Raw genomic sequence first — 17,019 nt, forward strand, 5'->3', positions numbered from 1 at the left:
CATGAAAATTGGAATCTTAAACCTGCAAGGGGCAGTTTCAGAACATCAAGCTATGCTGCAACAACTTAGTGTGGAAACTACCTTAATTAAAAATCCATCTGATCTGGCAGGAATCGATGGCTTAGTTTTACCTGGTGGCGAAAGTACCGTGATGCGGAAACTATTAGTGCAAAACCACTTATTTGCACCACTCAAAGAACTAATTCAAGCTGGACTTCCCACTTTTGGAACTTGTGCTGGAATGGCGCTCCTATCTCTTCCAGAAAGTTTTAATATGATTGATGGTGTAGTTGTTCGAAATGGCTTCGGTCGTCAAAAACAAAGCTGTGAAGAACTAATTAATGTTACTGGATTAGATGCTCCGTTTAACGCTGTCTTTATTCGGGCCCCCTACTTAGAATCAGTTAATGATGATGTTGAAGTATTAGCAACTACTGATGATAAAATTGTGGCTGCCCGTAAAAATAGTGTGTTAGTCACGGCTTTTCATCCTGAATTGACTAATGATACAAGAATGCATGAAATGTTCTTAAAAATGGTCAAATAAACTTATAAACTAAAAAGCTACAGTCACAAAATTTTGTGATTGTAGCTTTTTTCTACTATAAATACATTATTTTTGAGAAATCAGTTTAGCTAAGCTTAAATAAACAAAGTCCAAAATGATTCCAATCATAATCGTTAATAGTAAGATTATCCAAATTTCAGACCATGCAATTACGGTTAAACCAATGCCAAATTTAGCAAGCAAAACTGACAAAATAACGTTAAATATTATGGCTAAAATTAAAGCATTACTAGGTCGACTTTGCCAAAACATTTTTTTAGTTCTGGTAATTAAAATTGTCATCATCGCACTAAACATTAGATATAGAAATAACATCGTACTAATTTGATTATTAGCAATCCCTTGAACAATTAACGTTCTTAAAATTAATAATCCCGGAAGCGTCCAACCAACTGCCAGGATAAATCCAAGGACACTCATCCGTTTCAAATTCCATTTTTCCGGATATTTTGAAATATGTGTATTATCGGTTCCTAATACCAGCGTCACAATATCATTTAAAATAGCCACTAAAATCATGGCATTTAATGACAATGGAATAAACCGATAAAAAATATATCCAAAGGTAATTAATGAGGTTAATTCTGCTGTCCGAGAAAGTTTGGTTAAAGCCCAAGTAATCATTCTTTGATAAACTCGATGACCACTATCAATGATGTTAGGAATTTCAGTCAATCCTGGTTTCAACAAAACCATTTTAGCAGCTCGTTTAGCAAGGTAGACTGCATTTTTCATTGCCATTCCAACATTAGCTTGTTTCAACGCTGGTGCATCATTAACACCATCTCCGGTCATCCCAACAATATATCCTTTTGCCTGAAATAACTTTACAATTTTGAGTTTATCTTCTGGCTTAACATTAGAAAAACCAGAAATCTGACTGTAGTCCTCAATTTTTTCCATTTCAGAGATTGGAATTATTGGATGGTCAAGACCAACTACTTTAGCAATCGCATTAGCAGTAATGGTATTATCACCAGTAATCATGAATGGTCTAATTTTACGTTGTTTTAAATCAGCAATTATTTTAGCACTATTCTTTCTTGGCTGATCTTCCATCACAAAGATGCCAGCTATTTTTTGATTAATGGAAACAGCTACTGTTCTGCCCGGTGCAAGATTAAGTTTAGCAACATTGACTGGATCGGTACTTTCGTCATTTAAAACTTTCAGTGAACCTAGACGTACCTCATAACTAACATCATCCAAATAGATATCAGCTTGAGAATAGCCAATTGATGAATCAAAAGGTAAAAAATCAGTTATTTTAAATGTGGTTTGATTGTCACTATGATTATTAATATATTTTTGCAGTGCTTTATCAATTTCAGTCGGATATTTAGCATCGAGAACAGATAAAACTACTTTAAAGACAAAATCATTATTTTGGTTAGATAAGTTATAAAAGTGCGTAATAGCGGGATTGTTAGCTGTGATTGTCCCCGTTTTATCCAAAAACAACAAATCTAAATTAGCTGCATCTTGAATTCCCGTTAAATCACCAACTAAAACGCCTTGTTTACTCAATACATTTGCTTCAACTGAATTAGCAACGGCAAAGCTGGATGGCATTGCAATCGGAATTGTAGCGATAAACAACATTGCTATAAAAGGCAACATACTAATCAAATTTTCATGTCGAATTACAGATAACCCTAATAAAATCACGACTAATCCAGCATCGAAAATAGCTAAGTATTTAATTATCTGACTGAGAATTTTTTGTAATTGTCCAGGGGCTTTGGAAGTGTGAATTAAATTAATGGTTTTCCCCATTCGACTATTTTTCCCGGTTCGAATAACCTCAGCAAGGGCGCTTCCAGATATTACCGAGGTCCCTGAAAGCACTGTTTGATCAGTAACCTTTAAAATTGATTTCGATTCTCCCGTAATAGAACTTTCATTAACCTCTAAATCATTATCTAAAATTTTAGCATCCGCTGGCACCACATCTCCAGGTTTCAAAGCAATCAAATCACCCGGAACCAGATTTTTAGAACTAGTTTCAATCCATTTTCCGGACCGTTTAACCGAAACCGTTGGGGTTAACTGATTCGAAATGGAATTCAAAACTTTATTTGCTCGTTTACTTTGAATGGCCCCGTCAACCGCAGCAAATAAGAGCATGATAATAATAAATAAAGCTTGAATATCTTTTCCCAGAATAAGTTCTAAGAGTAACGCTCCTTCTAAAATCCAGGCCGATAAGCCCCAAAGTCGTTTAGCTACTTCCTTACTGAAACTAAAATTAGGTTCACTAACATCATTACTCCCGTATTCTTTTAATAATGTTTTAACCTGTGTTTCAGTTAGACCTTGTTTTTCAATCATCATGATCACCCCAATTGCTTTTATAAAAAAATGACGTCTACTAATAAACCCAGATAGGTCAATTAGTAGACGTCATTAAGCTTTTACACTGATTATTGCGAACGTCATCGCACTCTTAATTTTCTTTATCATATAATATTTCAAAATTCAAAGCAATGAATAACCTTTAATTTTTGCAGACTAAAAATATTTTCAAATTCTCTTACTGTCACTAAACATCAGCATTTCAGCAAGAAAAATAAATTAAAATTGCAATTCGAGAAGTATCAATCGTTGCACAAGCGAAAAAAATAATGTTATTGTTTTGTCATAAATTATGACTAGCACTTTTGTCGGAGCATAATTTAAATTTATTAGAGAAAGAAGTTTGTATTATGTCATTAATCTCAGATGTTTTAGCTCGAGAAGTATTAGATTCAAGAGGAAACCCTACTGTTGAAGTAGAAGTTTATACCGAAGACGGTGCTATGGGTCGTGGAATTGTGCCTTCAGGTGCCTCCACCGGTGATCGTGAAGCTGTAGAATTGCGTGACGGAGATAGTTCACGATTTGGTGGCAAAGGCGTGCTTAAGGCTGTCGCTAACGTCAATGGTCCCATTGCAGATGCCGTAATTGGATTAGATGTTACTGATCAATTACTCATTGATGAAACCATGATTAAACTAGATGGAACTCCTAATAAATCAAAATTAGGTGCTAACGCAATTCTCGGTGTTTCTTTAGCTGTTGCTAGAGCTGCGGCTGATGAATTAGGTACCCCACTTTACAACTACTTAGGTGGTTTTGATGCCCATCTATTACCTACCCCAATGATGAATGTCATTAACGGTGGTAAGCATGCTAATAACAAAGTAGATTTCCAAGAATTCTTAATTATTCCAGTTGGTGCAACCACATTTAGAGAAGCTGTGCGGATGGGATCTGAAACTTTCCATAGCCTTGAAGCCCTCTTAAACGAAAAGGGTTATTCAACTGCTAAAGGTGATGAAGGTGGTTTTGCTCCTGATTTGAAGAATAATGAAGAACCATTTGAAATTTTACTCGAAGCCATTAAACGAGCTGGTTACCAACCTGGTAAAGATGTTGCCATTGCTTTTGATGCAGCTGCTTCAGAATTTTACGATAAAAAGACTAAGAAATATAACTTAGTTGGTGATGGTAAATCATACACTGCTCCAGAACTTGTTGATCTTATCTCAGATATCGTTGATAAATATCCCGTAATTTCAGTTGAAGATCCTTTGGATGAAGATTCATGGGATGATTGGGCTGAATACACTAAGAAATTGTCTGATAAAGTTCAAATTATCGCTGATGATTTAGTAGTTACAAATCCTATTTACATTCAAAAAGCTTTCGATATGGATATCGCCAACTCAATTCTTATCAAATTAAACCAAATTGGTACATTAACTGAAACTGCCCGTGCCATTGAAATGACCAAAGAAGCTGGCTATACTCCAGTAATTTCACATCGTTCTGGTGAAACTGAAGATACAACCATTGCTGATTTATCAGTCGCCTTTAATACTGGTCAAATTAAGACTGGTTCAATGAGTCGTAGCGAAAGAATTGCCAAATACAATCAACTCATGCGCATCGAAGATGAACTTGGTAAAACTGCTAGATTTGATGGAATTAATTCATTCTATAACCTTAGCAAAGTCGACAAAGACCGGATTCTTAACTACTAAGAAAATATTTAATCAAAAAGGGAGAACTCAATCGAGTTCTCCTTTTTGTCTTCAATAACAATTACGATAACTTAAGAAGCATTTTTTTGCATTCTTTATGAACAAGCTATCAGATTTTTTTACGTCAGCCATATTGTTATTTATATTTTGTTGAATTAATCATTTATTTAGTAACTGCTTCAATTGCCGCAGACATTCTCTTAACCCCTTCGACGATCTTTTCGTCGGTCATGTTAGAAAAGTTCATGCGGAAAGTTCCTTGTTTGACATCGTTGGCATAGAAAGCTGAACCAGGAACGAACGCTACGTTGTGCTTAAGACATTCGTCAAATAACTTGTTGGTATCAACTCCAGGAACTTCTACCCAAATAAACATTCCACCTTCTGGAATACTGTGTTTAACATTTTTCGGAAATTGTTCATCAATTTCTTTAAGCATCAAATTAGCACGATGTTCATATGCATCAGTAATAGTTTTGATGTGTTCTTTCAAATCATTATCTTTAAGGAATTGAGAAACAATGTATTGCGTTAAGTTATCTGTATGCAAATCTGCATTTTGTTTTAATAACATAAACTTAGCCATAAACTCTCTATTAGCAACAATCCAGCCAAGACGCATGCCGGGTGCTAATACTTTAGAGAATGAGCTTAAATAAACAACTCGGTCCTCAGTGTCAAAATGTTTCAATGACGGTAAGAACTCACCAGCATATCTGATTGCTCCGTAAGGATCATCTTCAACGACTGGAAGGTCAGCTTCATTAGCAATCCGTACTAATTCTTTCCGACGTTCGACCGCCATTGTTCTACCAGTGGGATTTTGGAAGTTAGGAATGGTATAGATGAACTTAGCTTCTGGATATTCCTTAATCACAGCTTCTAAAGCATCTGTTTTAATTCCGTCTTCATCCATAGGTACACCGACCATCTTAGCTCCGTATGACTTAAATACGTCAATAGCAGCTAAATATGTAGGGTCTTCAGTAATAACAACGTCACCAGGATTGATCAACATTCGAGCTACTAAATCAATAGCTTGTTGTGATCCAGTTGAAACCGCAATGTTCTCCACTGTTGAATCAACGTCTCGATCCTTCATGATGTCCACAATTTGTTCACGAAGACCTGGATAACCCAGTGTCCCTGCGTACTGTAACACCTTTTCGCCATAGAGGTCAAACACTTTGTCAGTAGCTTCTTTCATTTGTTTCACAGGGAATAATTCTGGAGCAGGTAAACCACCAGCAAATGAAATTACTTCTGGATTAGCAGCGGCTTTCATGATTTCAGCAGTGGCGTTATCATTAACTTTTGGTACACTATTTGAATATCTAAATGTCATTTTAATTTCCTCTTTCTAACGTTTGTGGTATTTTCGCATTTGTTCAGCTAAATGAACTTCGTGTGTAACAAATTCATGGGTGCGACAAACGTAATCGTTTTCGCGACCAACTTTAGCAATGTATCCATTAATATAATCAACTTCTGTAGCACGACCCTTAGAAAAGTCTTGGTACATTGAAGGATAATGGAATTTCAATTTAACACATGAATCAAGCACACTTTGGACTTGTTGTTGGCGATCTTCAATCATTTTAATTCCGGCTCGATCACAAGCATCGTGAGCTTCGTTAAATAATTGTTTTGACATTGCTTCAGCACCTTTGTATTCACCAAATTGTCCCATGTTGATTTCAAACATCGTACAAAGAGTATTACATACGGCGTTAAAGGAAACTTTTGTCATACACATGCCAAGCCAGTTTGATGACATTTCTGGTCCAAGTGTGGCTTTCTTAAAATCATTATACATTTGTTCCATTACAGCATCTGGTTTTTTATCATTATATGGTGCCATATGCATTGCTTCACCATTCTTAGGTCCCATGAAATCTACATCTCCAGGCCCATTAAGAACAGTGGCAATCATTGCTGTACCAGCTACCATTTTATCTTTATCAAAGTATTGTTCAATTTTTTCAAAATGGCCTAAACCATTCATAGCTGAGAACGCATATTGATCAGGATGGAATAATCCAGCTTTGTCGTCCCGTTTCAATTCTTCAGCAAGTTGCATTTGCTTTTTGAAGATAATCCAAACATCTGGGTGACCTTTATATTCTTCTGGATAGTACATGTTAATTGGAACTAAGTGCTTATCTTTGTGATCCCGTGATACGTATACTCCGCCTTGTTCCTTAACTTTTTCAACGTTTGGTTTCCAAGTGTCGATAAAATCTACGTCTACGCCAGCGTTTTCTTGTAATAATACTCCGTAACGATATCCCATCGCTCCAGCGCCAATAATTCCATATTTCATAACATTTCCTCCTAAGTTACACATTAATTAAAAAAAGCTCATCAACAATAAATGTTTAATGAGCTTTTTATTTAAAATTCGATTATCTAAAAAATTCGAATAATTAATCACCCAGTTAAACAAACATTGAATTGTCAATGTATCCAGCTGAGTTATTAACTTACCTCTGCTTAGATACGAGTTATACCACCCGCATCAAAACCCAATGCGAATGGCTACTTAATGACCGCAAAGACTAAAATGTTAATCGCTCTTAGTGAGATATATTTTTTCATCATCCGAATTCCTTTCTTTTTATGTTGTTATCATTTAATCATTAGAATTCAAAAAAGTCAATAAAAAACTTAAAAATTGTTTAAATTTAAAACTATTATTCGTATTTAGCTACTTTTAAGAAAATCTTAGATATTTAAAGTAAAAATTCTTATCGAATATCCGGGAAAATGCTATAATTAAGAAAATAGAAATTATGAGGTGATCGAAATGGCAAAGAAATATGAACGTATTTTAGCTCCCGTTGATGGCGGAGAAGATACTATGCCTGTACTTGATAGAGCGATTGAACTTGCAAAACAAAATGGTGCTCATTTGGACATTTTAAATGTTATCCAAGTTACCCAATTTAACCGTAACTATGGTAATGCAGTTTCAGCTGACACCGTTTACAAATTAACTGATCAAACTAAAGAAATTCTTGAAACATTAAAACAAACTGCTATTAAACAAGGATTGAACGATGTTTCAATTCATATGCGTTTTGGTAACCCTAAAAAGATTATTGCCCAAGAATTCCCTAATGATCACAAAGATGATTTAATCGTAATTGGTGCTACTGGTCTTTCAGCTGTTGAACAATTAGTAGTTGGTTCTGTTACTAACTATGTAATTAGAACTGCTAAACCAGATGTATTAATCGTTAAATAATCACAGCAAAAAAGCTCATCGTTTGATGAGCTTTTTTATTTTAATTAAACTAAAAAATGCCAATCACAAATTGTGATTGGCATTTTTTGAATACATGATTAATGTAATCTTTTCCAACAACAGAATATCTACTGGATAGCCCCTGTTACCGTGCATTCAATATACATATTATAACCTACAACTATATGAAAAAGCTACATAAAATTAACTAAATTTTAAAATTTTTCGAACTTTATTATTCAAACGATCAATCCAACTATTATCAAATTTGGGACTGTATTTCCCAATTTCTTTAATAAAGGTTTGTTGGGCTGAAGCGCCCTTTGGATTTTCATATTTAAAGTAATCACCCGCTAAATTCATAAAACATCCATCTACATCATCATTAGCATAAGTACTAATAATTGATTGAATTTGTGCCATTAAATCTGGATCATGAATTGGAGCTGCTAATTCCACCCGATTATCCATATTTCTGGTCATCAAATCAGCTGATGAAATCCAAACTGATTCAGTTTCATCATAAAAAGCATAAATCCGACTATGTTCTAATAATTCTCCAAAAATGCTAGAAATTACAATGTTTTCTTTTGGTCCACAAACTCCAAGTTCTAAACAACAAGCTCCTCGTACAATCAGTCTAAATGGCACCCCAACAGTGGCAGCATCATAGATTGCGGAAATCACATCAACATCAGTTAATGAATTAACTTTGAGGAATACATGTCCCTTTCCGGTTTCTAAGTAGTACTTTTTCACTTGTTCAATGTTTTGAATAACCATATCTTCAATTCGATGTGGTGAAGCAGTTAAAACTTCATATTTTGGTGGATCAACGATTGGTTGCTCCAAGTAGTTGAAGAAGGCTGCTAAATCTTTAACGTAACTGGCTTTACTTGAAAAAAGACTTAAATCTACAAATTGGCTTGCAGTAGATTCATTATAATTACCCGTTCCAATTTGCACATAACCCTTAGGATCCATCCCGGCTTCAGTTAAAACCAAACAAGTCTTACTGTGGACTTTCATGAATTTCTTACCAAACACAATGTTACATCCGGCATCTTCTAATTCAGTGGTAACTTTAAGGTTGTTAGCTTCGTCAAAACGAGCCCGTAATTCAACCATCACAGTTACTTTAATCCCTTTTTGCGCTGCTTTTTTAAGTAATTCAATTACCTTAGAGTTGTGAGCCACACGATAAATCGTTTGTTTAATCGCAACTGTATTCGGATTATTAATTGCTTCATCTAAAAATTCTAGATATTGATTAAATGAGTCATACGGATATTGCAACAACATATCGTGATGGTTCAAATAATTTAGCATGGAATGATCATCATTCCACTGCGCTGGTTCAAATTTAGGATAACTTAGATTAGGATACTCTTTGGATAGTAATTTAACGATTTTAAATAAAAACGTTAGATCGACTGGTCCATTCACCTTATAAAGGTTATGCTTATTAATCTTGAATTTCTTCATAAATGATTTAACAAAATCAGTGTCTAGTTGAGATTTATTTTCAACTTCAAACATCGTAATTCGACCCTTTTCACGGTCCGCAAGATAATGTCTCAAGTTGTTAATTGTATCATCATTATCATCGTCTTTTTCCACATCAAGGGATGCATCTAAATCTCTGATAATTCTAAACGTAATAATATTGTCAATTTCACCATCATCAAAGAGGTTCGAAAGATTGTTGCGAATAAGATCTTCAATCATAATATAGGTATCAATATTGGCACCTTTAATTTTAACTAAACGATCAATATCCGTTGGAATCGGTACAATTCTAATTTTGTGTTTACCGTTGATTTTTAAGCTTACACCTAGTGCCATGCGTTTATTTTTCAGAAAATCTAAATTATAATTATCATCATAAGTCGTAAAACTTAAAAACGGTAAAATTCGTTGATCAAAAATCTGGTTAGCTTTCGCCATTTGACTTGCGTTTAAAGCTTTATAAGTCGTTAAATTGCAAAATCCATTTCCCACCAATTGACTATCTAGTTGTGAATAAGAACTGTATTGAATTTCAAAGTTCTTCTCATTCCGTTTATGCAACTGCTTTAATATTTTAGAATAATGTTCCCCTGATTTGTGTTCTTCCCCGTCGTGGGTCAATTCTTCCTGACTTTGCAAACTAGGAACTCGGATACTATAAAATTCATCTAAGTTATTAGCGGCAATGGCTAAAAACATTAGTTTATTATTAAACGGAGTCGTATTCTCATTTGCTAGATCAATCACCCGGCGGTTAAACAATAACCAACTCAAATCGCGATTAAAACATTTTCCTTCAAATAATTTGTCTGTTTCCATCTTATGCTCCCTTTTTAAAAGTTTGGTAATCGATTTCGACTTTATTCACAATTTGAAATAAATTAAGATAAATATCATCTATAACCACAATAAACCATTATAACCGGTTATTAAATAGGGATTCAACCACAATTATTCCAGCTAATATTCAATGATTTTTAATTATAAAATGATAATCATTATAATATCTTCCATATTTGATAAAATAAGGATTTTCAGTTGCTTATTTTTAATTAGAGTTTTCTATTCTAATCTAGCACCATAAAACAAAATTTAACTACGGAGGTAATTTATGTCAACGTATCAATACCATCTAAATGTCCCTAACAGCTATAATAATCAAACCATTCGTAATTATCTCAGTACTTACCTATTACTTCCAAAACACCTTATTTTTTCGCTTAGAACGCATTATAGGGTTACAGTTAACCAAAAATATTTGCCCATGAATTTTAAAATCCAAACAGGTGATGAAGTTAGTTTAACTTTTGAAGATTCGGACTTCACCCCCAATCAACCAGTAATTGTTGATAAATCAAAACCATTAAATGTAATTTGGGAAAATGATGACTTTATGATTGTTAATAAAGTCCGCGGCGATAAAACCCATGCCAATCAACCTGGTGAAAGTCACGCGACTTTAAACTACGCTGCAGGTTATTTAGCCCCCAACCAGCCATATATTATTCATCGGCTTGACCAACAAACCAGTGGTGCCTTAATCATTGCTAAAACACCAGCTGTCGTTCCCATCCTAACCCGCTTAATCAAAGATAAGACTATTAAGCGTACCTATCTAGTTTGGGTGCATGGGACGTTTAAGGATGCACACGGAACAATTGACCTACCAATTGGACGAGATCTGCATGATCAACGCAAACGCAAAATTAATGGTGAAAAAGCACAACACGCTGTTACTCATTACCAAGTTATTAAAGAAGTTGCTGGGAATTCCTTACTCCAAGTTCAATTAGAGACTGGACGTACCCACCAAATTCGCGTTCACTTGGCCTATCTTAAACACCCGATTATCAATGATCCATTGTACGATTCAACAGCTAATCTAGCACAGCCGATGTTATTACATTCTTGGAAAGTTGAAATGCCAACCCCTTTTTATCATCAATTAATTACCGTAACTGCATCTTTACCACCTGAAATGAAAAAATGAGTATAAAAAAAGAGACCCCCGAAGAGGTCTCTTTTTATTTTTAACAAACAATTAAATTATTTGTTAAGTGGTTCCCATTTCCAGTTAGTAACTTCTGGTAAATCAGTACCTTCAGTTCTAATGTAATGGTTGTGCTTGTCAATCATGTCGTTCATTTCTTGAATGAAGTCCATGTTGTTTTCAGCTAAACCAGGGATATCTTTAACAACATCTTTAGCCAAGTCGAAACGATCTAATTGGTTAAGGACACGCATGTCGAATGGAGTAGTGATATCACCATTTTCACGGTAACCGTGAACGTCAACATTCTTGTTGTCACGATCGAAGAAGATAGTTCTGATGATATCTTCGAAACCGTGGAATGCGAACAAGATTGGAGTATCAGTTGTGAACAAGTTGTTGAAGTCTTCGTCAGTTAAACCACGAGGATCAAACTTAGGATTACGTAATCTCAACAAGTCAACAACGTTGATGAAACGAATCTTCATTTCAGGGAAACGTTTGTGTAAGATTGATACAGCAGCTAATGCTTCAAGTGTTGGTTCAACACCAGCAGTAGCGATAACGATATCAGGTTTTGCACCTTGGTCTGTAGAAGCCCAATCAACGTAACCTAAACCATTTTTAACAAGGTTTGAAGCTTCATCAATGTTGAACCATTGTGGACGTGGGTGTTTTGAAGTAGTAATCAAGTTAATCTTTTCGTAACTTGAGAATGCTACATCAGCAACAGCAAGTAATGTGTTAGCATCAGCTGGGAAGTATTCACGGATGAATTCTGGTTTCTTTTCAGCAAGATGGTTGATAAGACCTGGATCTTGGTGAGTGTAACCATTGTGATCTTGTTGGAATACAGTTGAAGAATCAATAAAGTTCAATGAAGGATATTGTTTTCTCCATTCCATTTCTGAAGCTTTTCTTAACCACTTGAAGTGTTGAGTAAGCATAGAATCAACTACACGACCGAATGCTTCGTAAGTTGCGAAGAAACCGTGACGACCAGTTAATACGTAACCTTCTAACCAACCTTCATCATCATGTTCTGATAATTGTGAGTCAATAACACGACCATAGTGAGCCATGTGAGCATCAAATGGTTCGTCGATCTTACGTTCCCATTGACGGTTAGTAGTTTCGAAAATTCCCCAAAGACGGTTTGACCATGTTTCATCAGGACCGAATGCACGGAAGTTAGTTGGGTTCTTGATCATAGTATCACGTACCCAGTTTGACCATACAACCATGTCCATAGCTTCGATTTGACCAGGAGTCTTAACATCAACAGCGTAATCGCGGTAGTCAGGTAAGTCTAAAGGTTTAGGATCTAATCCACCATTTGTAACAGGGTTAACTGACATACGGTGGTCACCCTTAGGAGCCATTTCTTTAAGGTAATCTTTAAGAGAACCATCTTCGTTAAATGATTCTTCTGGCTTGTAGCTTTCCATCCATTTAACAAATTCATCAGCAGTACCCATATCATCAGCTGATAGAGGAAGTGGAACTTGGTGAGCACGGAATGAACCTTCGATAGGAAGACCCTTAGCGTTCTTTTCTGGACCAGTCCAACCTTTTGGTGAACGGAAGATAATCATTGGCCATTGTGGACGAGTAGCAGTTTCAGCAGTTTCGTTTTCACGAGCGTTCTTTTGAATTGCTAAGATGTCTTCAATAGCTGAATCCATAGCTTTTGCTAAGTTAACGTTAGTTTCGTCAACATCAGTACCATGAGGTTCGTTAGTTTCTACAAAGTAAGGTTTCCAACCTAAACCTTCGAAGTACTTACGTAAGTCTTCGTCAGAAGTACGGTTGAAAATAGTTGGGTTAGCAATCTTGAAACCATTTAAGTTAATGATTGGAAGTGCAGCACCATCAGTAACAGGGTTGATGAATGAGCTTGAGAACCATGATCCAGCTAAAGGACCAGTTTCGGCTTCACCATCACCAATTTCAACAGCGGCAATAACGTCAGGGTTATCTAAGATAGCACCAACACCGTGAGAAAGTGAGTAACCTAATTCTCCACCTTCGTGGATTGAACCTGGTGTTTCAGGGGCAGCATGAGATGCGATACCACCTGGGAATGAGAATTGTTTGAACAATTTAGCCATACCTGCTTCATCAGCAGTAATTTCTGGGTAAATGTCTGAGTAGCTTCCATCCATGTATGAATTAGAAACCATAACTTGTCCACCATGACCTGAACCTTCAACATAGAACATGTTTAAGTCATACTTGTTAATTACACGGTTTAAATGAGTGTAAATAAAGTTTTGTGATGAAATAGTACCCCAATGTCCGATTGGTTTAACCTTTACGTCTTCAGAAGTCAAAGGCTTCTTCAATAAAGGATTGGCACGTAAGAACAATTGACCAACTGAAAGGTAGTTGGCAGTGTTCCAGTATTGCTTCATTTTGTCAAAATATTCTTTCGAATTGTAATCTACTGACATGCAATAACACTCCTTTTGATAATCATCAACCAAATGGCTGAATTATAAATATGAATGAGTCAATTTAATGACTCAACTACACACCCTATATTAACAATTTTTACAAAAAAGTCAAACTTTTTAGTAATTGATACGTACCAATTCTTTTCCGCACCGCGTCAGACTTTGGATACGCTTTCTTAAAATTTAATCAGACAAATTCACAAATGTATTATAACTGAAATATTTGTAATGAATTCTCATCGTTGAAACTTCAAATGGAGTCCCATCATCTAGGAAGAAAACCCCTTCCATAATTCCAACCGGTTCCGTTGGTTTTAATTTTAATAAGGCTTGATCATCTTCATTGGAAGGTTGCGTTTCAATTGACATGAATGATTTAGTTCCCGTGTGATGTAATTCTTTGGCAAAATAATCAAATAAAGAATGACTCACAATCTCTTTAGTTAATGCTGGAGCAATTTTAATGGGAATGTAACTAGTTTCAATAATGATGCCTTGTTCATCTAACAAACGAAGCCGTTTAATTTCATAAACAAACTCTTCGTTTTGTAAAAATAAACTATCTTTTACTTCTTGAGGAGCTGGAATCACTTTGAAATCCAGCACTTTAATACTAGGATTATACCCTTCTGTTTTCAGATTATTAGTAATCCCTAAGTTAGATCCTTCATAACGAAAAATTGATTTGTTTTTCAAATACAATGGATTAACAAATGTTCCTGATCCCCGTTTTTTGAAGATAACCCCCTCTTCAGCTAAAATTCCCAAAGCTCTTTTAATTGAGCTTCGGCTAACTTTTAATTCTTCACTTAAAGTTCGTTCATCCGGCAAACGATTATCTTTAAAATCATTTGCTCGAATTCGATCTTTTAAATTTTGCATTACTTTTTTATAAACTAAATCAGCCAATGAACTTTTACCTCGTTCTTAATTAATACTTAAAGTATAGCAGAATCAAAAAAAGGATTCCCAATCGAATTGGAAATCCTTTAATTTAATATTTAATTATTATTCAGCTTAGTCAGCTTTTTTACCAGTTTTTTCTTCTTCAGTAAAGGCTTTGTTTGACTTGTAAAGGTCGTAAAGAACCCAGAAAAGTAAAGCTAATACTAAGAAATCAGTAACGTAAGCAATTCCGTTAGCAAGGTTAGTTTGAGCAGCTGTTAAATCATCTCCGAAGAATCCTTGAACAGCATTTGGCATGTTGTAAAGGTTCAAGAAGATAAGAGTAATAACTGAAACCCAACCGGCAACTTGAACCCAGATTGCGTTAGCAAATCTCTTACCACGCATTTCTAATTTACTGTTAGTAAATAATAGAAGTGGAAGCATTGAGAATGGAAGCGCAAAGGCAAGGAATACTTGTGAGTTTTCCATTAATTCGTTCATTGCAGCATGTTGAGCAAGTTTTGAATCACCGGCAGTCATCATAACACAGAGAAGAACTGGGATGATTGATAGTAAACGAGTTACTAAACGACGAGCCCAAAGTGGCATTCTCATGTGGATGAAACCTTCCATAACAACTTGACCAGTTAAAGTACCGGTAATAGTTGAGTTTTGACCTGAAGCTAATAACGCAACAGCGAACAATGTAGAAAGGATACCAGTTTTAGCAACACTAGCTAATAAACCATTACTCATGAAGACAGGATCTTTAAGAGCTTGGTATAAACCGAAGAATGAAGTATCTTGAACAACACCTGATTTAAACACAGCCACACCCATGATCAATAGTAATGCATTAACGAAGAATGCCATTGTTAATTGAATGTTTGAGTCGAGAGCTGAGAATTTAACGGCACGTGCAACATCTTCATCATCGCTATGGTCAACTTTACGTGTTTGTGAGATAGCTGAGTGAAGGTACAAGTTATGAGGCATAACAGTAGCCCCGATAATACCAAGTGAACCAGTTAATGGTGACATACCGTTAACAACGGGAGTTTCTTTAACTGTGTCAATACTTGGTACTAAACCTTTCATAACACCTAACCAGTCAGGGTTTGAAAGAGCAACTTCGTAAGCGAATACGAAGAAGATAACTAAGATTAAAGCAACAACTAAGGCTTCAATCTTACGGAAACCGATTGATGTAAGTAAAAGTAATACTAAAACATCAAGAACCGTAATTAAAACGGCGATAACAATTGGAATACCGAATAGTAAGTAAAGAGCGATAGCTCCCCCGATAACTTCGGCAATATCAGTGGCCATAATAGCAAGTTCAGTCGTTAACCAAAGGATAATTCCTAAACCTTTACTAGTACGGGCTCTGATGGCTTGTGCCAAGTCCATTTGTGTCACGATACCAAGTTTAGCTGCCATGTATTGCAATAACATCGCAATCAAACTTGAAATCAAGATGATAGACATTAACATGTATTGGAAGTTTTGTCCCCCAGTGATAGATGTTGCCCAGTTACCTGGATCCATGTATCCAACCGCAACTAGTGCACCAGGACCTGAGTACATAAATAATGTTTTCCAAAATCCAATGTTCTTTGGAACTTCAACAGTACCGTTAATTTCGTCTAATGATTTACCATTAGCATATTCAATTAAACGGTGCTTCTTTTTAGCTTCTGCCATCCGCAAAATCTCCTTTTCCTATAAAACCTATATTAAATTCATCCATATTGTACATTACATATCATAATTTGTCATTAGGAAATTTTAATATGTTAGAATTGTCAATAAGAGGTGTAAACGAATGTCACATAAAAAAAATAAAATTCATAAAACATTAGTTGAACAAATTTTGGATCAACATAAGATCCCATATAAGCAAATCATCTTTCCTACCTACAAAGATGGCGACGTTGAACAAATCAACGCTGATGAAGGCGATTATCCCAAACATCAAATTTACAAAACCTTAGCTTTAACTTCTAAAGAAAACGGCCCCTTAGTTGGAGTTGTTCCTTTAGATGCCCGCTTAAGTTATAAAAAATTAGCTAAAGCATCTGGTAACAAAAAAGTTGGGATGATTCCGTTAAAAGATTTGGTAAAAGCAACCACTTATGAACATGGTGCTAATACTCCAATTGGGATTTACGAAAAGAAAGGTTACCCGATTTTCTTTGACAACAGTGCCAAGGAACAAGGCGACGTCATTGTCTCTTCTGGTCAAATTGGCCGTTCCGTTTTAGTTAATGCGGAAGCAATGGCTAAATTAGTTCACGGTAAATTTGCCGACATTACTGAAGTTTACGATTAAACAA

12 protein-coding genes are annotated in these 17,019 nt (G+C 35.5%); 5 read left to right on the top strand and 7 right to left on the bottom strand.

What is annotated here, in order from left to right; translation table 11 throughout:
• Window position 1: 1 nt before the first annotated feature.
• On the top strand, window positions 2-547 hold the full coding sequence (gene pdxT / locus ACQW5G_RS02775) for a pyridoxal 5'-phosphate synthase glutaminase subunit PdxT (protein WP_429971553.1): 546 nt from the start codon (window positions 2-4) through the stop codon (window positions 545-547).
• 66 nt (window positions 548-613) lie between these two features.
• On the opposite strand, the gene ACQW5G_RS02780 is transcribed toward pdxT, so the two are convergent.
• Entirely contained in the window at window positions 614-2,899 is a 2,286-nt protein-coding gene (locus tag ACQW5G_RS02780; RefSeq protein WP_429971554.1) for an HAD-IC family P-type ATPase, read from the bottom strand.
• 374 nt (window positions 2,900-3,273) lie between these two features.
• Between ACQW5G_RS02780 and eno the strand changes: the two genes are divergently transcribed.
• The gene (gene eno, locus ACQW5G_RS02785; protein WP_429971555.1) at window positions 3,274-4,593 is read left to right on the top strand and encodes a phosphopyruvate hydratase; all 1,320 of its coding nucleotides are present in this window, start codon (window positions 3,274-3,276) and stop codon (window positions 4,591-4,593) included.
• 163 nt (window positions 4,594-4,756) lie between these two features.
• Here eno and ACQW5G_RS02790 read toward each other — a convergent pair whose 3' ends face one another.
• Both ACQW5G_RS02790 and ACQW5G_RS02795 read right to left on the bottom strand, forming a co-directional pair.
• Window positions 4,757-5,938 carry a PLP-dependent aminotransferase family protein gene (locus ACQW5G_RS02790; protein WP_429971556.1) on the bottom strand — a complete coding sequence of 394 codons (1,182 nt, stop codon included), beginning with the start codon at window positions 5,936-5,938 and terminating at the stop codon, window positions 4,757-4,759.
• A gap of 15 nt (window positions 5,939-5,953) precedes the next feature.
• Window positions 5,954-6,916 carry a ketopantoate reductase family protein gene (locus tag ACQW5G_RS02795; protein ID WP_429971557.1) on the bottom strand — a complete coding sequence of 321 codons (963 nt, stop codon included), beginning with the start codon at window positions 6,914-6,916 and terminating at the stop codon, window positions 5,954-5,956.
• 483 nt (window positions 6,917-7,399) lie between these two features.
• Between ACQW5G_RS02795 and ACQW5G_RS02800 the strand changes: the two genes are divergently transcribed.
• Complete coding sequence (locus ACQW5G_RS02800) at window positions 7,400-7,840, top strand: universal stress protein (protein WP_429971558.1); 441 nt, start codon at window positions 7,400-7,402, stop codon at window positions 7,838-7,840.
• A gap of 204 nt (window positions 7,841-8,044) precedes the next feature.
• Here ACQW5G_RS02800 and ppk1 read toward each other — a convergent pair whose 3' ends face one another.
• The gene (gene ppk1 / locus ACQW5G_RS02805; RefSeq protein WP_429971559.1) at window positions 8,045-10,168 is read right to left on the bottom strand and encodes a polyphosphate kinase 1; all 2,124 of its coding nucleotides are present in this window, start codon (window positions 10,166-10,168) and stop codon (window positions 8,045-8,047) included.
• Window positions 10,169-10,460: 292 nt separating this feature from the next.
• Between ppk1 and ACQW5G_RS02810 the strand changes: the two genes are divergently transcribed.
• Window positions 10,461-11,339 (top strand): RluA family pseudouridine synthase, encoded by an 879-nt coding sequence (locus ACQW5G_RS02810; RefSeq protein WP_429971560.1) that lies wholly within the window; start codon window positions 10,461-10,463, stop codon window positions 11,337-11,339.
• A gap of 56 nt (window positions 11,340-11,395) precedes the next feature.
• Here ACQW5G_RS02810 and ACQW5G_RS02815 read toward each other — a convergent pair whose 3' ends face one another.
• From ACQW5G_RS02815 to ACQW5G_RS02825, 3 genes are all read right to left on the bottom strand, one after another.
• On the bottom strand, window positions 11,396-13,792 hold the full coding sequence (locus ACQW5G_RS02815; RefSeq protein WP_429971561.1) for a phosphoketolase family protein: 2,397 nt from the start codon (window positions 13,790-13,792) through the stop codon (window positions 11,396-11,398).
• A gap of 186 nt (window positions 13,793-13,978) precedes the next feature.
• A complete protein-coding gene (locus ACQW5G_RS02820; RefSeq protein WP_429971562.1) occupies window positions 13,979-14,704 on the bottom strand; it encodes a GntR family transcriptional regulator in 726 nt (241 codons plus the stop codon).
• A 108-nt stretch (window positions 14,705-14,812) separates the two neighbouring features.
• Window positions 14,813-16,387 carry an Nramp family divalent metal transporter gene (locus ACQW5G_RS02825; protein WP_429971563.1) on the bottom strand — a complete coding sequence of 525 codons (1,575 nt, stop codon included), beginning with the start codon at window positions 16,385-16,387 and terminating at the stop codon, window positions 14,813-14,815.
• Between the two features lie 121 nt (window positions 16,388-16,508).
• Here ACQW5G_RS02825 and ACQW5G_RS02830 point away from each other — a divergent pair, with 121 nt between their 5' ends.
• Window positions 16,509-17,015, top strand: a complete 507-nt coding sequence (locus ACQW5G_RS02830; RefSeq protein ID WP_429971564.1) for an aminoacyl-tRNA deacylase — start codon at window positions 16,509-16,511, stop codon at window positions 17,013-17,015.
• The last annotated feature ends 4 nt before the right edge of the window (window positions 17,016-17,019 follow it).

Source organism: Fructilactobacillus sp. Tb1, from assembly GCF_050500285.1.
Classification (GTDB): domain Bacteria; phylum Bacillota; class Bacilli; order Lactobacillales; family Lactobacillaceae; genus Fructilactobacillus.